The 18,221-nt window shown below is 63.8% G+C and carries 15 protein-coding genes and 1 riboswitch; of the genes, 4 read left to right on the top strand and 11 right to left on the bottom strand.

Annotation, left to right across the window (positions count from 1 at the left end; genetic code table 11):
- Positions 1-104: 104 nt before the first annotated feature.
- From ACJJV2_RS13330 to ACJJV2_RS13310, 5 genes are all read right to left on the bottom strand, one after another.
- Positions 105-1,478: an O-antigen ligase gene (locus tag ACJJV2_RS13330; protein WP_197738704.1), complete on the bottom strand. Its 1,374-nt coding sequence runs from the start codon at positions 1,476-1,478 to the stop codon at positions 105-107.
- Positions 1,479-1,485: 7 nt separating this feature from the next.
- Positions 1,486-2,940, bottom strand: coding sequence for a hypothetical protein (locus ACJJV2_RS13325; protein ID WP_286987162.1), 1,455 nt, complete (start codon positions 2,938-2,940; stop codon positions 1,486-1,488).
- A 58-nt stretch (positions 2,941-2,998) separates the two neighbouring features.
- Positions 2,999-4,171, bottom strand: a complete 1,173-nt coding sequence (locus ACJJV2_RS13320) for a polysaccharide biosynthesis/export family protein (protein ID WP_405281587.1) — start codon at positions 4,169-4,171, stop codon at positions 2,999-3,001.
- Positions 4,171-4,530, bottom strand: coding sequence for an STAS domain-containing protein (locus tag ACJJV2_RS13315; RefSeq protein WP_043332452.1), 360 nt, complete (start codon positions 4,528-4,530; stop codon positions 4,171-4,173). Before ACJJV2_RS13315 ends, ACJJV2_RS13320 begins: the two co-directional genes overlap by 1 nt.
- Before the next feature lie 225 nt (positions 4,531-4,755).
- Positions 4,756-5,961 carry an AmpG family muropeptide MFS transporter gene (locus ACJJV2_RS13310; RefSeq protein ID WP_082388128.1) on the bottom strand — a complete coding sequence of 402 codons (1,206 nt, stop codon included), beginning with the start codon at positions 5,959-5,961 and terminating at the stop codon, positions 4,756-4,758.
- A gap of 253 nt (positions 5,962-6,214) precedes the next feature.
- Here ACJJV2_RS13310 and rfaH point away from each other — a divergent pair, with 253 nt between their 5' ends.
- A complete protein-coding gene (rfaH, locus tag ACJJV2_RS13305) occupies positions 6,215-6,742 on the top strand; it encodes a transcription/translation regulatory transformer protein RfaH (RefSeq protein WP_176676340.1) in 528 nt (175 codons plus the stop codon).
- A gap of 68 nt (positions 6,743-6,810) precedes the next feature.
- Entirely contained in the window at positions 6,811-7,317 is a 507-nt protein-coding gene (locus ACJJV2_RS13300) for a peptidylprolyl isomerase (protein WP_043332448.1), read from the top strand.
- Positions 7,318-7,964: 647 nt separating this feature from the next.
- Here the strand turns inward: ACJJV2_RS13300 and ACJJV2_RS13295 are convergent.
- Positions 7,965-8,402, bottom strand: a complete 438-nt coding sequence (locus tag ACJJV2_RS13295; RefSeq protein ID WP_405281581.1) for a ComEA family DNA-binding protein — start codon at positions 8,400-8,402, stop codon at positions 7,965-7,967.
- Positions 8,403-8,696: 294 nt separating this feature from the next.
- On the opposite strand from ACJJV2_RS13295, the gene pyrF reads away from it, so the two are divergent.
- On the top strand, positions 8,697-9,398 hold the full coding sequence (pyrF, locus tag ACJJV2_RS13290; RefSeq protein ID WP_153635206.1) for an orotidine-5'-phosphate decarboxylase: 702 nt from the start codon (positions 8,697-8,699) through the stop codon (positions 9,396-9,398).
- Between the two features lie 120 nt (positions 9,399-9,518).
- On the opposite strand, the gene ACJJV2_RS13285 is transcribed toward pyrF, so the two are convergent.
- On the bottom strand, positions 9,519-10,343 hold the full coding sequence (locus tag ACJJV2_RS13285; protein ID WP_405281578.1) for an SIMPL domain-containing protein: 825 nt from the start codon (positions 10,341-10,343) through the stop codon (positions 9,519-9,521).
- Between the two features lie 166 nt (positions 10,344-10,509).
- Between ACJJV2_RS13285 and ACJJV2_RS13280 the strand changes: the two genes are divergently transcribed.
- Entirely contained in the window at positions 10,510-11,358 is an 849-nt protein-coding gene (locus ACJJV2_RS13280; RefSeq protein WP_405281575.1) for a helical backbone metal receptor, read from the top strand.
- A gap of 34 nt (positions 11,359-11,392) precedes the next feature.
- Here the strand turns inward: ACJJV2_RS13280 and cobO are convergent, their stop codons facing one another.
- The 4 genes from cobO to ACJJV2_RS13260 all read right to left on the bottom strand — a co-directional run bounded on the left by cobO (position 11,393) and on the right by ACJJV2_RS13260 (position 18,106).
- The gene (gene cobO, locus ACJJV2_RS13275) at positions 11,393-11,992 is read right to left on the bottom strand and encodes a cob(I)yrinic acid a,c-diamide adenosyltransferase (protein WP_284892186.1); all 600 of its coding nucleotides are present in this window, start codon (positions 11,990-11,992) and stop codon (positions 11,393-11,395) included.
- Between the two features lie 124 nt (positions 11,993-12,116).
- Complete coding sequence (locus ACJJV2_RS13270; protein ID WP_405281570.1) at positions 12,117-14,003, bottom strand: TonB-dependent receptor domain-containing protein; 1,887 nt, start codon at positions 14,001-14,003, stop codon at positions 12,117-12,119.
- Positions 14,004-14,134: 131 nt separating this feature from the next.
- Positions 14,135-14,406: riboswitch (cobalamin riboswitch) on the bottom strand.
- Positions 14,407-14,663: 257 nt separating this feature from the next.
- Positions 14,664-15,905 (bottom strand): NupC/NupG family nucleoside CNT transporter, encoded by a 1,242-nt coding sequence (locus ACJJV2_RS13265; protein ID WP_043332439.1) that lies wholly within the window; start codon positions 15,903-15,905, stop codon positions 14,664-14,666.
- Positions 15,906-16,168: 263 nt separating this feature from the next.
- Positions 16,169-18,106 carry a cation:proton antiporter gene (locus tag ACJJV2_RS13260; protein ID WP_405281566.1) on the bottom strand — a complete coding sequence of 646 codons (1,938 nt, stop codon included), beginning with the start codon at positions 18,104-18,106 and terminating at the stop codon, positions 16,169-16,171.
- Between the last annotated feature and the right edge of the window lie 115 nt (positions 18,107-18,221).

The following is an 18,221-nucleotide window of genomic DNA, read 5'->3' as shown; positions in this document are numbered from 1 at the left end:
CTTGTCAGTCATGCTTTTGAACGGCTGGTGTAGCCACTCTAGCGCAATGTACTGATGAATTGGCGTGATCTGGCGCAGCCTTGTTCCACTATCCCGTGATCGGACTAGGTTGCCGTGTCGCTGCTGCCGGTATCGGCGGAGGCGGGCGCTGCCCTTGAAAGCGGCTTCTCCACATCTACCGGCCCCATGTTGTGGATATGTCCTTCGCTGGCGGGCAGGCCCGCCAGCTGGTGCGCCTTGCCGATCAGGATCAGGCCCGGCCAGATCAGGTAGGCCAGGATTTCCAGATTCTCACCGAAGGAGTAGACGAACAGCAGGCCGACCATGATCAAGCCCAGCTGCACGACAGGGCGGCCGACCACGAAGCGCAGCAGATGCAGCAGGCTGACCAGCATCGGCACCAACAGCGCGAACAGGCCGAAGATGCCCTTGACGAACAGCAGCCCATACCAGCTGTGGTGCGAGCCGATCGGCATGTACTCCACCAGGTGCGGGCCGCGTTCGACGATGCCGTGGCCGAACCACGGCGCCTCGTTGCGCCAGCGGTCCACCGCGATGCGCCCCAGCGCGGCCCGCACGCGGGTCGAGTCCGCCCGCGAGCCCTTGAAGGCGGCGATGAAGTTGTCGATGGCCTCCAGGATCGGCGCGCCGAGAAAGCCACCGATCAGGCTGACGCCGGAAAAGCTGAACCACAGCCACGGCTTGTGCAGACGCTTGAGCAGGAACATCCCGGCGCTGATCAACACCAGCGACACCAGCGCCATGCGCGAGCCGGACATCAGGATCATCAGCACGCTGCCGCCGATGCCGATCGCCTTCCACAAGGGATGCTTCTCGAGCAGGGCACAGGCGAAATAGATGCTGGCGACAAAGCCCACCGCCGGCGCCCAGGGCGTGAACAGGCGCCAGCGCGGCATGCCGCTGCCGGGGTCGATCTCATAGAGCGAGACGGCGAAGAATTCCGGCCCCGGCCCACCGATGGCCTGCAGTGGCGAGACGAAGGGCACCTGGGGCAGCCCCGCCAGCCAGGCGCCGACGAATACCGGCAGCAACAGCATGGTATGCAGGCAGACATGCATGGCCGCGCGGATGATCACCGCCGGGCGGATCGCCAGACAGCCGATGATCGGGAAGACTGCCAGCAGCGCCCAGCCCTTGGCCCAGCCGATGGAGGACTTGATCAGCTTGCCGGTGCCGAGGTTCTCGATCAGATGGCCGGCCAGCAGCGAGAACTCCATCACGATCATGCCGATGATCCACACCCACAGTGGCCAGGGCAGGCGCGGAAAACGCTGGCGGCCCTTGAGGTGCAGCCAGGCGGCACGCATCACCAATGACCATGCCAGCACCGGTGCCAGCACGTAGAGGCCGCCGACCAGATAGAACAGGTAGGTCGCGGTGATCGAGAACCAGATGATGCGTTCTTCCGGGGTCTCGGGGCGGACATCCGCCTCTGGCCCCGCCTTCAGGGAAAACATCGGCGGCTCACACGCTTTGCTGCAGACGCAGCAGGTAGGGTTTTCTGATCCACAGGAGAATCAGGCCGATGATGCTGAAGACGCTTGCGGCAAGCGCGCCGACGATGGCCAGCTTGATGCCCAGCGAATCCGCCTTCTCGGGCAATGGCGGCGGATCGAGAATCTGCAGCATCGGGTAGCTGGCGAAGGGGTCGATCTGACCGATATCAATCTTGGCCAGTGCCGTGGTGTAGACCGCCGTGGCGACCTGTTGCTCGCGCAGCAGGTCCTGCAGCTGGGCGGCCTTGGCGACGCTGTTGTCCAGCCGCTGCTGGCGGGCCGCCAGATTGGCCCGCCCGGTGGCAAGCTCGCTGATCACGCCGCGCCGCTGGGTATCCAGGGTGATCAGCTCGCCGACCAGGGTGTCCTGATTGGCATGGCCGGACGCGGCACGCAGGGCATTCTGGTTGCGCGAGGACTGACGGGGCAGCAACTGGCGCATGCGTGAGGCCAGCGAGCGCTCGAGGGAATCAAGCCCCGCGGCCAGATTGATGACTTCCGGATTGCGCTCGCCCCATTTGCCGCGCGCTTCATCGAGGCTGGCCGCCTGTTCCGCGGCTTGAGTCAGCAGCGCCTGATAGCGGGCGTCGCGCTGCAGGGCGATCACGCCACCGGCCTGGCCGGCATCCAGCCCCAGGCGACTGGACAGGGTGGCGAGACGGGCGTTGAGGGCCGACAGCTCGCCATCACGCGTCTCGAGTGTGTCCTTGAGCGCCTCGACACTCAGCGTCAGTTCCTTGAACTGCTCCATGGAAACCAGCCCTGAGGTGGACTGGAACTCGAGCAGCTTGCGCTGGGTTTCCTTGAGCGTGCGATCGTAGGTCTCGAGCGAGCGGCGGATGACGGCTTCGCGGCGCGCCTGCTCATCATTGCGCAGCTGTTCGATCACCTCATTGAAGGCATCGATGTGCGCATTGGCACGTGCAAGCGCGGCCTTGGCGCTCGGCGCGCTGGTTTGGAAGCCGATCAGCGCGGTCTGGTCGGTCAGCTTGATCTTGGGCTTGCCGTAATCGTCGGGATGCATGTCGACCGTGCTGGCGGCACGCTCGAGCACGGCAGGACTCTCGGCGATGGCGCGATAGTTGACCTTGGGGTCCAGCGAGGAGCTTGAGTAGGAAGAGTTGGCGCTGGTGCTGGCCTGGCCGATGCTCTCGAAGTTCACCGACAGGCCGGAGCCGGTGCCCGGCAGGATCATCGTCCAGCTGGTGGTGTAGGTGACAGGTGCCACGGCGATGAAGGCGATGGTCAACCCCCAGATGACACTCAGGATGGCGGTCGCCAGCAACAGGTAGGCCGCGCGGCGGGTGCGCGGGCGCATGCTGGAGCCACGCGCCGCCCAGCCCAGCAGGACGCCCAGGAGTCGGCGCCCCAGTGAGGGCTTGGCTGCGTCTTGTGGTGTGTCGGGTGAGCGGGACTCTGTCATGCACATCCTTGTCGCGTGGTAGTGATCAGTCGCATTCCATCAACGGACAGGCGATGGGTTACAGCAGAGTGGCCGGCGTCAGCAGGTCAGTCAGCGTGCGGGCGATATCACGGATGTTGGTGACACCGGAGTCATAGCAACCGACCACATCTTCGGGCATCAGATAGGGATTGACGCCCACATCCGCCGGATTGGCCAGCAGGGCATCGATACCGCGATCGACCACGACCGGCTGATGCGTCATCGGATTGGTACTGATCAGCACCGCGCGGCGCGAACCGGAGGTCGCCTGGATGCCGCCGACGCAGTTGGCATTGATCACGCCCTGCAGCATGCGCACGCCGTAGGGCACCTGCGAGCGCAACACCGTGTAGTTGCTGACGTTGTTGTTGTTGGCAGGGGTGGTCAGGTTGGAGGCATAGATGACGATGCCCGGCGCGGTGAGCGGCGAGGGCCGCATCAGCGCGGCCTGGAAGGCACCACTGGAGGGCACGTGGATGCGGTCGCCCACACGCAGCCAGGGATTGGCGGCATACTCGCCGTCGATCAGGCCGCGCATGTCGAGAACCTGTGTCTGGCCGTCGCGAATCAGCTCGATATGGCTCAGGTCCGCGTCGGGGCGGATGCCGCCAGCCGTGGTCAAGGCCGCCGACAGGCGACGCTGTTGACTGGCATCGCCGCCGGCGAAATCGCGGCGCACCATGCGCTCTTCGGGCAGGCGGGTATTGATGACCGCCTCGCCCGGGAAGAACACCGCGCCGGACACCGCAACGGCCAGCGGCGCCCATTCCTCGAGCCGGATGCTGATATGCGCCAGACCCGGGCGAATCAGCTTTTCCTGCACCAGACGCCGGGTGATCTCATCCGCCAGGGCGTCGATGGTCTTGTTGGAGGCCTCGACCGGCGAGAGCCACGGCAGGCGCAGGCGTCCGTCATGATCCACCTCGTAGCTGCCATCGAAGAGCTCGCTACCGGCGACCCTGACGCTCAGGCGATCGCCCGCCGCCAACCGCTGGTCATCGCCCGCGGGCAGTTGCATGAAGCGATCATCGGCATGAGGGGCAGGCAGCTCCAGCGGCCAGTGGGTCGCCTGTTGCCAGTGATCTTCGGCGGGGGTGTCGTCCAGCATGATCGGCGTACAGCCGCCCATCAGGCCGGCCGTGAACGCGACACCCAGCAGGCGTCGAAGAGAGAGGTAAAGGGAGCCGGGCCGAGTCAGGTCGCGTTTCATCAGGCTACCTCACGAGAAGGCCCTGTCCGCGTGTCACCGCTCGACTCCAGCAGCGGGTCGCGCTGATAGTAGATATCGAAGAGCTCGAACAGGCGCACGCGCTCCAGCTCTGTCTGCATGACCGGAGAGGGTTCGACCACCACCAGCGCCGCCGGGGACAGCGCATCATGCAGACTGACCAGCACCGAGAGCCCATCGGCATCGATGGCCTCGACATGGCTGAGGTCCACCGCGAGCGTGCCGGTGTGCTCAGGAATCATCGCCAGCATCTCCTGGCGGAAATAGCGCGCGAGCTCGCCTGTCAGCTGGGCAGGCGGCGTGATCATGATGCCTTCGTGAATCCGGGTGGTGATGGGCATGACGGGCTCCCTGTGCTTGATGTCACCGCCTGGCGCCAGCTGGGCCTGCGGTGCAGCTTGTTATCTTTATGCACTATGCCGCATAAGCATCGTTTACCTGCTGTTACAGTGTCAACGACGCCGACTGACTTGCCTCATTCTTTCTTGCTGGGTTTCGTGGTGCTACCTGCTGTTTTCGGGCTCTCCTGCTGTTTTCGGACTGTCCAGGTTGGCTGCGCGGCGTTGTCACTCGCCCGACATGGCGGGTGACTTGTGTGGCGTGGCCAGCATCGCGCCCCAGTGGCGGAAGCGCAGCAACAGCAACAGGCCCGGTATGGCGGCCAGCGTGCAGATCCAGAAGAAGCTGTCCCAGCCGGCCGCATCGGCCAGATAGCCGGAGGGCGCGGCAATCACCACGCGCGGCAGGCCCATGATCGATGAGAGCATCGCGTACTGGCCGGCGGTGAAGCGCTTGTCGGTCAGCGCGCCCATGAAGGCGATGAAAGCAGCGCTGCCCATGCCGGCTGCCAGGTTCTCGAAGGCGACCACCGCCGCGAGCCACGCCAGCGAATCACCGACGTGATGCAGCCAGACGAAGCCGGCAGTCGACACCATCTGCAGGATGCCGAACCACCAGAGCGCCCGATAGATGCCGATGCGCATGATCATCAGGCCGCCGAAGAAGGTGCCGGCTAGCAACGGCCACAGGCCGAACAGCTTGACGGTCGCGCCGATCTGGGAGTTGCTGAAGCCGATGTCCTTGTAGAAGGGCGTGGTCAGATTGCCCGCCACGGAATCGCCCAGCTTGTAGAGCAGGATGAACAGCAGCAGCCAGATGGCACCATCGCGCTTCATGAAGTGGCGGATGGGGTCCCACAGGATCTCATGCAGATGATGGGCGCGCGGCGCGGCCTGTGCTTCGGGCTCCGGTGCCAGCAGGGTCACCAGCATGCAGGCGCCCAGGGTCGCGGCCATGATCAGGTAGGTCACGCGGAAGCCGATCATGTCGGCCAGCACCAGGCCACCGGCCGAGGCCATCAGCATGCCGATGCGGTAGCCATAGACATAGAAGCTGGAGCCCAGCCCCAGCTCGTTGTCCGGCAGATGCTCGCGCCGATAGGCGTCGATCACGATGTCCTGGGTGGCGCTGAAGAAGCTGACCGCCAGCGCGATGGCGCCCATGGTCAGCGGCGACATGTGCGGGTCCTGCAAGGCAAGCAACGCGATCAGTGCGGTCAGGGCCAGCTGGGCGATCATCAGCCAGCCACGGCGCCGACCGAGCACCGGCGGCATGATGCGGTCCAGCAATGGCGCCCACAGAAACTTGAGGGTGTAGGGCAGGCCGACGAGCGCGAGCAGGCCCACGGCGTCCAGTGAGACACCGGCATCCGTCATCCAGGCCTGCAGCACGCTACCGGTCAGCAGCAGTGGCAGCCCGGAGGCGAAGCCCATCAGGAACGTGATACCATGACGGCCAACGAGTAAGCGTAAATCCTTTGAAGTCAAAGCCTTGCCTGTCCATGCAGAGGGTGTGGCCGCGCGTGTCACACGCACGGTGAGCGGCTATCTGCCGCTTGCGTCATTCATGGCCGGATTGTCGCACTGCCTGAGGGCAAGAGCCATGCATTGTCCTGCCGGTCAGCCGACAGGCATGATGCAGGTCGAGACACGCATGAGTGGGGCAGGCAGGCAATGAGAGGTCATCATGAGTGAAGCCCGAGAAGCTGCCAAGGCGCATTGGTATCTGATCCAGTGCAAGGGCGGGGAATCCTTCCGTGCGGCGGAGAACCTCACCAATCAGGGATTTCACGTCTTCCACCCCCTGTTGGAGGTGGAAAAGAAGCGCGGCGGCAAGCTGCGTTGGGTTGAAGAGCCGCTCTTCCCCTATTACCTGTTCATACGCCTTGATCAGATGGATGACAACTGGCGTCCGATTCGCTCGACCCGTGGCGTGCTCAAGCTGGTCAGCTTCGGCAACACGCCGACGGCGGTGCCGACGCCTCTGGTGGAAGCCCTGATCGCCAGCGGCGAGCAACGCCAGGAGCAACCGCCGGAGAATGTCTATTTCCGGGCCGGCGAGCAGGTCGAGATCATCGATGGCCCCTTGAGTTCGCTCAGTGGCGTCTTCGAGAGCGCGAAGGGCGATGAGCGCGTCATCGTGCTGCTCAATCTGATCAATCAGCAACAGCGTGTCGAGCTGTCCAGTCGTCAGCTGCGGCGCAGCGAAAGCTGAGCTGTCATCCTGTCTCATCCGGCTTGATCCGCGAGACCGCATTGCACCTTTCTTCTGGAGTGGTTCCCATGGCGATTACTTCCCAGCAGGTCGTCAGCCTGCATTACACCCTGCGCACCGCTGATGGCACTGTGCTGGATAGCTCCCTTGAGCGTGAGCCGATGGATTACCTGCATGGCCACGACAATATTCTGGCAGCGCTCGAGAGCGCGCTTGAGGGTTGCGATGTCGGCGACCGCAAGGTCGTCAATCTGACGCCAGCCGAGGGCTTCGGTGAGCGGGATGAAGGCCTGGTGCAGTACTTCGGGCGTGATGCCTTCGGCCCGGGCGAGATCAACGCCGGCATGCGCTTTCAGGCCCGCACCCCGGAAGGCCAGCGGTCGGTCACGGTGCTGGAAGTCGGTGAGCAGCAGGTCAAGGTCGATGCCAATCATCCGCTGGCAGGTCAGGCGCTGAGCTGGGAAGTCGAGGTGCTGGAAGTGCGCGATGCCACGCGTGCCGAACTCTCGGCCGGTCATCCGCTCGGTCTCGATGTCAGCCATACCGAGATCGAAGACAAGAAGGTGCGTCGCTGAGGTAGGCATTGCGGATGGGTGCGACGCTCAAGCGCCTCGTTGTAGCCCCTCTTCGACAACAGACAGCCCCGCTGCCGGAATCCTCGGCAGCGGGGCTGTCTGTTGTTGAGGCCTGTAGCGATGGAGAAAATTGATATGGATCAGTCGTCTGCGCGCCAGCCGCACGGATCGAGCCGGGAAGCCTTCAGGACTTGATGCAGATCAGATTTGCGCGGGGCATGGCGGGGTAGAGTGTCTCTGTCGAGGCCGCAGCAGGCCGACACAGGCGGAAGAGCTATTGATGTCAGAGCTATTGATATCAGAAGCAAAGGTGTCAGAAGCACAGGTGTCAGCTGCCGACAGAGGCTGGCATTCAGGGAGCCCCTTGGGGAAGGGGCAGGCCAGGATGGCCGCTGTCAGAATCGGGCTATTTGCAGGTGCCGATTCGCCGTCAGGGGAGGGGGAAACCCCGCTAGCCGACCTTCGGGTCGGCTTTTTTGGTTGTGGGGTTCAGAGGGGGAATGGCTAGCACTGCATTTGCATGACGCTGGCTTGCCTGCGGGCTGCTTGAAAGCTTTTGCCAGTTCTTGCCAGTTCTCTGAGAGGAAGAGAGTCGCTGGACAGGCAACCCCGCCACTGACACGAGGTTGCCTGCCCGGCGTGACGGTTCAACTATTGTTGCTGGCAGTCTTGAGGCTCTCGACTTCCTTGTGGGAGTCGACGGCCTTCCCGGTGGTGGTCTTGTCGATGCTCTGGCTTTTCTTGACAGTCTGGCTCTTCTGGATAGCCTCGTCTTGCTTGACCGACGGGCTCTTCGTGTTGATGGCCGAGGTCGTCTTGCCCGGCTCGCCCAGCGTCAATGTCGTGTTCATGCGCTTGAGCGTATTGGGGCCGATTCCCTTGATTTCCGTCAACTGTGCCACGTCGGTGAAGGGCCCGTTCGCCTTGCGCCATTCGATGATGGCCTGGGCCTTCTTGCCACCGATGCCCTTGAGCTCGGTCAGTTGTGCGGCAGTGGCGGTGTTGATGTTCATGTCTGCGGCCTGGCTGGTCGGTGACAGTACCAGCAGGCTGGTCACGAGAAGTGTTCCTAGCAGGGTTTTCATGGTCGCTTCCTATGCTCACATCAGGGCGGTCGATGGGGAGTGCGCGGGGCGACCACCCGAGGCCCTGCGCGAGAAATACTCTGGCTCAGGCATTAGATTTGTAGTCATTTAGATTTAAACGATTTCTCATCCTTGCGCGGCTTTCTGCGCTCAACGCAAGAAAGCACTACGAGCGTTAGCCTGCTGATTCGATTCGTCTTTCCCTGGGCATACAACGACAGAGCCGAGCGCTATAATGTTGCCCCGAGCCCATGACCTCCTGTCATTGCGCCTGCCACATCGCCTGGAGCCCGGATGCCTGCCACGACTTCCCCCCTGATCATCGCCCTCGACTACCCGGACATGAGTGCTGCGCTTGCCATGGCAGACCAGCTGGATCCTGCGCGCTGTCGCGTCAAGGTAGGCAAGGAGCTGTTCACGCGTGTGGGTCCCGAGATTCTCAAGGCATTGCATCAACGCGGCTTCGAGGTCTTTCTCGATCTCAAATTCCATGACATCCCCAACACCACCGCCCAGGCCGTGCTGGCGGCAGCGGAGCACGGCGTGTGGATGACCAATGTCCACGCCTCCGGTGGTGCGCGCATGATGCAGGCCGCCGCAGAAGCCCTTTCGACTCGCGGCCTCGATACCCAGCTGATCGCCGTGACGGTGCTGACCAGCATGGAACAGGCTGATCTGGCGGGTATCGGTCTGGATGTCACGCCGCTTGCGCAGGTCGAGCGGCTGGCGGCCCTCGCCCAGCAGAGCGGCATGCACGGTGTGGTGTGCTCCGCTCGTGAGACCCCGAGCCTCAAGGCGCTGTGTGGCCCTGAGTTCCTGAAGGTGACGCCGGGTATTCGCCCGAGCTTCGCGCAGGCCGGTGATCAGCGGCGCACCATGACGCCCGGTGAAGCCATGGCGGCCGGTAGCACTCATCTGGTGATCGGACGTCCTGTCACTCAGGCGGAGGATCCGCTGGCGGCGCTGGCGCTGATCGAGCAGGAGTTGGGTGCCTGATCGGCTGATTGTCTGCCTCATGGGCAAAAAAATACGCCAGTCGCAGACTCTGCGGCTGGCGTATTTTTCATGGCAGTGATCACTGCTGCTGATCACTCGCTCACGTTTTGCGCGACTGCCTCAATCGGCAGACTTGATATGCCAGCTGACCTGAACGCTGCTCTCGAGGCTCAGCTCGCCGGGGCGGTATTCGCTGCCGCTGCTCTTGGCCTCTGCCATGTCGGCACGCATTGCCATCATCTGCGGGCGCGGGCTGTGTGAGGACTCATTGATCGACTGCACGCTGCCCAGGGTCGCGCCGAGGGTCTCGGCCATCAGTTGTGCCTTGTGGCGTGCCTTGGTCAAGGCTTCCTTCAATACCTTGTCTTCCAGGGCATCCCGTTCACTGATCTGATACTGCACACCGGCCAGTTGATTGACGCCAGCGCCCAGCAGCAGGTCGATGACTTCCGGTACCTTGTCCAGGTCATCGAGAGAGAGGCTGATCGGGCGTTCGAGGTGTGTACGGCGCCATTGCTGGGGCTGCTGCTGACCATTGTTGCGCTCGTAGTACTGCTCAGGACGCAGGTTGAGGCTGCCGGCGCTGATCTGACGGCTGTCGATACCCGCTTTCTCCAGTGCCTGAATCAGTGTCGTCATGCGTGATTCCAGTGACTCGCGTGCCTTGCGGGCCGCCTGGCCCTCGGCCTTGCTGTCCGGAGCCTTGTCATCCACCTTGCGCGCGGGCGTCTTCTCCCACAGGCGCGCCTGGATGGTTGCCTTGTCGGGCGCCGCCTCCAGGCTGGCACTGGCGCTGACATGCACCAGAGCCGGTGCGGGCGTCTGATCGGCGCGGGCCATGTGCGTGGCGCCGGCGGTGCAGAGCGCCAGGCCGCATAGCATGGCGGTACGACGCAGGCGCTGGGCGAGGGGGGCGGGGCCTCTGGTGGCGTGGTTCATCAGCATGGGATTTCCCTTGTATAAAGTGGCAACATTGTTTCCTGGCGCTTGGTGAGGGGCATGAATGCGGGCGCGATAGGCTTGAAAGTATCAGCAATGGGGGCGATGCGTGAAGGTACACGAGAGACTGCGCTCTATACGTGGCGCTGCACAGGCTGTATTGGCGCTCGTCATGTCATTACTGATGGCGTCGCCTGCCCTGGCCGCAGGGCGTGAGGTGATCGACGATGCAGGCGACGTCGTGGCACTGTCACAGCCGGCGCAGCGGGTGGTCACGCTGGCCCCGCACGCGGCCGAGCTGGTGGCGGCGGCGGGAGGCTTGCCGGCCTTGATCGGCGTGAGTCAGGGCAGTGATTTCCCCCCTGCGGTCAGCGAGCTGCCGCGCCTGGCCAGCTATCACGGGCCCAACCTGGAGGCACTACTCAGTGCGCGGCCTGACCTGATCGTGGCATGGGGCAGTGGGCTTTCCGATGAGATGCATGAGCGTCTGACAACGTTGGGGATGCCCGTTTTCGTCAGCGAGCCCGCCACACTCGACGACGTGCTGTCCAATATCGCTCGGCTTGGCGCCTTGCTGGGCACCCGCGATATCGCGGATACGCGTGTGGCGGCGCTCGCAGCGCGAATCGAGCAGTTGGAGCGCTCCCGCGACAGCGCCCCCTTGCCGGTCTTCTTCCAGCTGGGGGAGAGCCCGATGACGACATTGGGTGGTAATCACCTGGTCAATGAGCTGATTCGGCGCTGCGGCGGTGAGCCGCTGCTGACGGACTCACCCGCCGTGGTGCCGCAGATCAACCGGGAAGCCTTGTGGCTGGCCAGGCCGCGCCTGATTCTGCATCCGGTCGCGAAGGGGCCGGCGCGCGAGGAGTGGGTTGCCGCCTGGCGCAATGAGGCTGGGCCGCTTTCCGAGGTGGCACTGGTGGGTCTGACTCCTGACCTGATCAGCCGGCCCGGCCCGCGCAGTGTCGAGGCGATGGCAGAGGTCTGCGCTGCCATCGCGAAGGTGCCGGCGTCGGACTGAGGGCGGCGGAGTCAGGGCGCTTCGTGCAGCACGCTCAGAAATCGATGCCGCGCCGCGCCTTGAGGCCATGATTGAAGCCGTGGCGAATCTCGGTCATCTCGGTGACGGTATCGGCACAGGCGACGATTTCACGATTGGCATTGCGCCCGGTGATGATGACGGTCTGTTCTGCTGGGCGATTCTCGAGTGCCGTCATCACCTCCTCCAGCGGCAGATAGCCGAACTTGACCATGTAGGTCAGCTCGTCGAGCACCACCAGATAGACGCTGTCATCGCGCATCAGGCGCTGCGCTTGCTGCCACACGGCCTGGCAGGCAGCGGTATCGGCGTCACGATTCTGGGTGTCCCAGGTGAAGCCGGTGGTCATGGCATGCACTTCGAGATTGGCATCCTCGGCGAGCCGTTCGCGCTCGCCGCATTCCCACAGCCCCTTGATGAACTGGATGACACCGACCTTGTAGCCATAGCCCAGCGCGCGGGTGATGGTGCCCCAGGCAGCGGTCGTCTTGCCCTTGCCATTGCCGGTGAACACCAGCAGCTGGCCACGCTCCTCAGTGGCCTGTGCCACCTTGTCATCGACATGCGACTTGAGCTTTTCCATCGCGGCCTTGTGGCGGGTATTGCGGTCCGTCATGCGTATGCTCCGTGAGTCAAAGGCACAGCACCGACCCGGGGGACGGTGCTGTGATCGGTGCTGTGGTATGTGTGGCTGCTTGTCGCCCGAGGCACTTCAAACGAGGTGCCCTCGGGAAAGCCGATCAGAAGAAGAAGGTGACACCGCCTTCCACATAACGGCCCTGGGTGTTGTAGCCATTGACCAGCTGATATTCGCGATCGAAGACGTTATCCAGCTTGGCGCTCAGCTTGACGTTCGGCATCACCTGCCAGCTGGTGCGCAGATCGACCACGCCATAGCCGGCAGTGCGCGTGTCGGTGTAGGTGTCTGCGTCAGTATCGCTGCGGCTGGCGCTGCCACGCAGCGTGGCGCCGAAGCTCCAGTCGTCGAGTGCGTAATCGGCGTCCAGACGCGCAAAGCGCTGGGCGCGGCGCTTCAATTGCTCACCGGTATCACGGTCCTCCGGGTCCTGCCAGGTCATGGCAAGGTTCACGCTCAGGGCCTCGCCTTGCCAGCCACTGCTCAGCTCGACGCCACGGATACGCGAGCGATCGATATTGATCGGTGAGAAGTCGACTCCTTCGTAGCTGATCAGATTGTCGATATCGGTCTGGAAGGCATTCAGCCCCAGATGCCAGTGATGTTGCTGCAGGCGCCAGAACAGCTCGGCCGTGGTGGAGGTCTCGGCATCGAGGTCCGGATTGCCGGAGCCGTAGGGGCTGTAGAGGTCGATCAGGTTCGGTGCCTTGAATGCGCTGGAATAGCTGGCCCCGAGCTGTTGCGCGGCCGTCAGATCATAGGCGTAGCTGGAGCCGCCCGTCATCTGGTGGCCATAACGATTGTCGTCGTCATAACGCAGGCTGGTCGTGACGTGGTGACGCTGTTGCTGAAGGTGCCAGCTGCCGTAGACGCCGGTGGCATAGCGGCTATCGACGCTGTAGCCCTCGGCGGTGAAGTAGGGGCCATCGGCATCCAGGCTTTCCTCGCGATGGTCCACCCCCAGACTGAGCGTGCCGAGGTCGGTGTAGAAGTCGTGGCGCAGGCCGACCTCGTTGCGGGTGCTGGCGACACGCTCGGCATCACTGCCGGCTTCGGTGTTCTCGTACTCATCCCGCGTACGCGCCACGCTGACCGTCATGTCCCAGTTCGGGTTCAGGTGCGTCAGCAGGCTGGCATCCAATACCATCTGGCTGCCTTCGCCGTGGCAGTCTTCCGAGGCACTGAAGCTGCTGTCGTAGCAGTCGTCATAGTCGTAATCGGTCTCGGTGTTGGCGACGCCGAGGCTGAGCGTGGCCTGCTGACCGAAGTCGTGGCCAAGACGCAGTTCGGCGCCCGTGGCCTCGTAGCCATCATCTTCACTGCCGGTATCGCGGGCCGAGAAGCCATCGCTCTCATCATGATGGAGATTGGCCGAGAGGCGTGTGTCGTCTTCCACCGAGCTGAACTGGGCGTTCTGGCGGAAGGTGCCATCGCTGCCGGCACGCAGGGTGACTTCTGCATGCTGACCGACTTCGCTGCCGCCACGCGTGATCAGGTTGATCACACCGCCGATGGCATCGGCGCCGTAGACGCTGGCGCGCGGGCCACGCACGATCTCGACACGCTCGACGGCGGCGAGTGGCAGGAATTCGAAATGCGCCAGGCCATCGGCACTGTTGGCGACACGCTGGCCATTGACCAGAATCAAGGTGTGGTCGGACTCGGTACCGCGCATGAAGAGGCTGGTCTGGCTGCCCATCGGGCCGCTGCGGGCGACCTCGATGCCATTGCGTGATTGCAGCAGATCGACCAGCGAATTGGCCTGCAGGCGATCGATCTCGTCACGCGTGATGACCTCGGTGCTGGCCAGCACATCATTCTGCAGCTGCGGAATGCGATTGGCGGTGACCTGAACGGTGTCCAGGTCCTCGGATGAATCGGTGGTCAGCGCATCAGCAGCGACGGCGGGCGGGGTCAGCAGCAGCAGGCTACCGACGAGGGTGAAGCTGGCCTGCGCAGATGCGCGACCACGAGTGTTGTTGTGTTTCATGAATGATCCTCAAGCGTCAGACGCAATGAGGAGGACAGCGTGACAGGGTGCGCGAGCACACGCCCCCCGCGCGCGCCCTAATCAAGCAGGCCCGTCGCGGGAGACTTGCCACTGGTGAGGCCCTCCGCATCAACCAGTGTGGAAGCGAGGGCCGGTCTCCGGACTGACGCCTGGTGGACTCCAATGGCAGGAGTCTCACCCTCTCATGCGCCTTCCCACCTCCTTCCCTAGGGGGAGGCCTGAATAACAGGACCTCCCGGAGGCAGTGGCTGGCCGTGTCGATCTTGTCGATCGTGGTCGACCTGCATGAGCGTTGCGATCACCGTTGCGGGGGCAGTACGGGGTTTTCACCCGTTTCCCGAACACCCTGGCTTCAACGTGAACCATTGTCTGGGGCGGGGGTGAGGGAGTCAATCGGCAAACCGGCGTTGCGCAGGCTGCCACCCAGGGCCGCTCAGGTGCGGTCATTCAGGGGGAAAAGTCAGAGGGTAAGCCAGAGGCTGCGTCAGAGGGTAAGTCTTCGGTTGTGCCAGATACGACAACGCCCGCACGGGGCGGGCGTTGTCGAGATGACGGTCTGGCCAGATGACGGTGTCTGCTCCATGGAAGCTCGTGCTACAGAAGCCAGCTCTCTGGAGACTGGCTCACAAGCGAGCGTCTCTAGAGAGACAGGAACAGACCGGCGAGACTCGCTGACATCAGGTTGGAGAGCGTGCCGGCGAGAATCGCCTTCATGCCCATCTGCGCGATATCACCGCGACGGTTCGGAGCCATCAGCCCCAGGCCGCCCATCAGGATGGCGACCGAGGACAGGTTGGCGAAGCCGCACAGTGCAAAGATGATGATGGCTTCAGAGTGCTCGGACAGCTTGATCTGGTGGCTGGCGAGGTCGGCGAAGGCGACGAACTCGTTGAGCACCAGCTTCTGACCGATGAAGCTACCCGCCTGGATGGCTTCGTGCCACGGCACGCCGATGACCCAGGCCACCGGGGCGAAGGCATAGCCCAGCAGCAGCTGCAGCGTGATGTCTTCATAGCCGAACAGGCCACTGACCCAGCCGACGATGATGTTGCCCAGCGCGATCAACGCGATGAAGGCCAGCAGCATGCCGCCGACATTGATCGCCAGCTGCACGCCAGAGGCCGCGCCGGAGGCGGCGGCATCGATGACGTTGGTCGGGCGATCGATGTCCTTGCCCAGCGCTTCTTCGACGCTCTGGGTCTTGGTCTCGGTCTCCGGAATCAGCATCTTGGCCATCAGCAGGCCACCCGGCGCCGCCATGAAGGAGGCTGCCAGCAGGTACTTGAGGTCGATGCCCAGCGAGGCATAGCCCACCAGCACGGAACCGGCCACCGAGGCCAGGCCACCGGTCATCACGGCGAACAGCTCCGAGCGGGTCATGCCGGCGATGAACGGGCGCACGACCAGCGGGGCTTCGGTCTGGCCGACGAAGATGTTGGCGGCCGCGGACAGGGACTCCGGACGGCTGGTGCCGAGCACCTTCGACAGGCCGCCGCCGAGCACGCTGATCACGACGTTCATCACGCGCAGGTGATAGAGCACCGCGATCAGTGACGAGAAGAACACGATGATCGGCAGTACGCGCAGCGCGAACACGAAGCCGCCGCCGCCGAAGACTTCGAACATCTTGTCGCTGACCAGGCCGCCGAACAGGAAGTCCATGCCGACGTTGGCACTGGACATTACGGCCTGTACACCTTCGCTGAGCCCAAGCAGCATGCTCTTGCCGGCAGGCACGTAGAGCACGAAGATCCCCAGCATCGCCTGGATGGCAAAGGCACCCAGTACGGTGCGCAGGCTGATGGCGCGTCGGTTTTCAGAGAGAAGGAAGGCAATCCCCAGCAGGGCGAAGACGCCCACCAGGCCCATGACGATCTGCATCAAGCAGCTCCTGAATGCGTAGGTGTTACGTTGAGGACAAGGCAATAGCGCTGGCCACAGGACGGTATGGCCAAAACTGGCGCGTACTCTACCAGTATTTTTGCCCTCTGTCGGAGTCTGCCACTAACGTTTGACGCATTTTTTGTGAATCGCGCGAGGCGTGCCTGCGTCAACACGCACGAGGCCCGCCATGAGCGAGCCTCGTGCCTTCCGTCGTGATGGTGCGTCGTGATATTCCGATGAGATGCTGAGTCTGCCCGCTGTCAGGTGCCAGCGCCCGGCAGGCGACTGGCCGGCAGGGGGCCTGACCCCGAGCCCGGCGGCGTCTGTGATGACTTGCCGCCCGTGCCCTTGTCGGCCTGGGGAGCTTCGGCCTTGTCGGTCCTTGGCTGGGAGGTCTTGTTCAGCTCCGGCGAGTCGGCATGGATCAGGCTGATCAGCGTCTCGCCGGCCTTGGGCTCCAGCGCCACGGCCGTGTTGGCGATCCGGATGCGACCCTGACTGCTGATGCAGAACAGCGGCAGCAGGCGCTCTTCGTGAATCCTGCGGTAATCCTCGAGGCTGAAGCTCTCGGTGATGCGCGCACGCCGAAACTGCGCGCCCTGAGAGAGCAGGCTCGCCAGCTTGGCATAGGTGATCTTGCCATCGAACAGCAGCGGCAGATGCCCCAGCGCCTGGTCCTGCTGACGCTTGGCGTTCTTGCCATTGTCCTCGGCGAGTCGGAAGACACGTCCATGACCCAGAATGTGCTCGAAGTGCAGCGCGGCCAGGCTATTGAGTTCGCGATAGGGCGACAGCGGCATCAGGTGGCCGATGCCGGTCAGCTCGAGATGCTGGGCGGCATGTTCAGACAGCGGATTGCCATAGTAGACCGGCAGGCCCGCCATGCGCGCTTCCTGCACGGCGTCCCAGTTGGTGTCGGTCAGGCGCACCGAGAAGCCGGCGTCGACCAGTTCACGGGCGACCTGGCGCGACACCGAGTTGGCGCCCAGGATCAGGAATCCCGAGGGCGGCGGTTCGCCGACGCCCAGCACCTTGACGATGGGACGCGACAGCAGACTCTGGACCACCACCGTGCCGATGATGACCAGGAAGGTCATCGGCACCAGCATCTCGGCGCCCTCGATGCCCTGGGATTCGAGCTTGAGGGCGAACAGCGAGGCGACTGCCGCCGCGACGATGCCGCGCGGCGAGAGCCAGGCCAGCAGGGCCTTCTCGCGCAGCGTCAGCCCGCTGCCCAGGGTACACAGCCAGACCGTCAGGGGGCGTGCGACCCACATCAACACCGCCAGGAAGATCCACGCCGGCCACGACAGCAGGGATAGCTGCTCGACGGTCAGGCGCCCCGCCAGCAGCAGGAACAGTCCCGAGATCAGCAGAACCGTCAGGGTCTCCTTGAACTCGATGATCTGCTGGGTCGGCACGCCGCGCATGTTGGCCAGCCACACGCCCATCACGGTGACGGTCAGCAGGCCGGATTCATGGAACAGGGTGTTGGAGATGGCGAACAGCCCCAGCATCACCATCAGGGTGCCGAAGTTGTGCAGCTTCTGCGGCAGCCAGAAATGACGCAGCACCAGCCCCCAGCACCAGCCACCCAGCGCGCCCATGCCGAGCCCGAGGCCCACCGTCTGGGCGAACAGCAACAGGGTATGCGAGGCCGCATTGCCGGTCATGCCGAGCGCGACGTACTCATAGACCAGTACCGCCAGCAGCGCGCCGACCGGGTCGATCATGATGCCTTCCCAGCGCAGGATCTGGGTCAGGTTGCCGCGCGCGCGCAGCGTCTGCAGCAATGGCATCACCACCGTCGGGCCTGTCACCACCAGCAGGGCGCCGAGCACGGCGGCCATCTCCCAGCGCATGTCGAGCAGATAGTGGGCGGCCACGGTGCCGATCACACCGGTGATCACCACGCCGGTGGTGACCAGCCGCCTGACGATATGGCCATGGCCGCGCAGGTCCTTGAAGTCCAGCGTCAGGCTGCCCTCGAACAGGATGACCGCCACCGCCAGCGAGACCAGCGGGAACAAGAGATCGCCGAGCAGCTCATCCGGCTTCAGCCAGCCCGTGACGGGGCCGGCAAGGATGCCGACGATCAACAGCGGCAGAATGGCGGGCAGACGCATGCGCCAGGCCAGCCACTGGCAGCCGAGGGCCATCAGACCGATCAGGGTCAGGGCCAGAGCAGGTTCGGTCATCGGGTGTCTTCCTTGGAGTCAGCGAAAATGAGCGGTGCCACTGTTGCGGTCACCGCTCATCGTTTCGTTGTGTCTCAGCCGTCTGTCAGTGGCCCTTGCCCCTGCTGGTCTGTAC

This window comes from Cobetia sp. Ld8 (assembly GCF_045066615.1).
GTDB classification, from domain to species: domain Bacteria; phylum Pseudomonadota; class Gammaproteobacteria; order Pseudomonadales; family Halomonadaceae; genus Cobetia; species Cobetia amphilecti.
The sequence above is the reverse complement of the archived record's forward strand: the minus strand, read 5'-3'. Positions and strand labels throughout refer to the sequence as shown.

Coding starts and splice junctions, on each gene's coding strand:
- ACJJV2_RS13330 (WP_197738704.1), bottom strand. CDS start 1,478: ATGTTTTCCCTGAAGGCGGGGCCAGAGGCGGATGTCCGCCCCGAGACC.
- ACJJV2_RS13325 (WP_286987162.1), bottom strand. CDS start 2,940: ATGACAGAGTCCCGCTCACCCGACACACCACAAGACGCAGCCAAGCCC.
- ACJJV2_RS13320 (WP_405281587.1), bottom strand. CDS start 4,171: ATGAAACGCGACCTGACTCGGCCCGGCTCCCTTTACCTCTCTCTTCGA.
- ACJJV2_RS13315 (WP_043332452.1), bottom strand. CDS start 4,530: ATGCCCATCACCACCCGGATTCACGAAGGCATCATGATCACGCCGCCT.
- ACJJV2_RS13310 (WP_082388128.1), bottom strand. CDS start 5,961: ATGGGCTTCGCCTCCGGGCTGCCACTGCTGCTGACCGGTAGCGTGCTG.
- rfaH (WP_176676340.1), top strand. CDS start 6,215: ATGAGTGAAGCCCGAGAAGCTGCCAAGGCGCATTGGTATCTGATCCAG.
- ACJJV2_RS13300 (WP_043332448.1), top strand. CDS start 6,811: ATGGCGATTACTTCCCAGCAGGTCGTCAGCCTGCATTACACCCTGCGC.
- ACJJV2_RS13295 (WP_405281581.1), bottom strand. CDS start 8,402: ATGAAAACCCTGCTAGGAACACTTCTCGTGACCAGCCTGCTGGTACTG.
- pyrF (WP_153635206.1), top strand. CDS start 8,697: ATGCCTGCCACGACTTCCCCCCTGATCATCGCCCTCGACTACCCGGAC.
- ACJJV2_RS13285 (WP_405281578.1), bottom strand. CDS start 10,343: ATGCTGATGAACCACGCCACCAGAGGCCCCGCCCCCCTCGCCCAGCGC.
- ACJJV2_RS13280 (WP_405281575.1), top strand. CDS start 10,510: ATGTCATTACTGATGGCGTCGCCTGCCCTGGCCGCAGGGCGTGAGGTG.
- cobO (WP_284892186.1), bottom strand. CDS start 11,992: ATGACGGACCGCAATACCCGCCACAAGGCCGCGATGGAAAAGCTCAAG.
- ACJJV2_RS13270 (WP_405281570.1), bottom strand. CDS start 14,003: ATGAAACACAACAACACTCGTGGTCGCGCATCTGCGCAGGCCAGCTTC.
- ACJJV2_RS13265 (WP_043332439.1), bottom strand. CDS start 15,905: ATGCAGATCGTCATGGGCCTGGTGGGCGTCTTCGCCCTGCTGGGGATT.
- ACJJV2_RS13260 (WP_405281566.1), bottom strand. CDS start 18,106: ATGACCGAACCTGCTCTGGCCCTGACCCTGATCGGTCTGATGGCCCTC.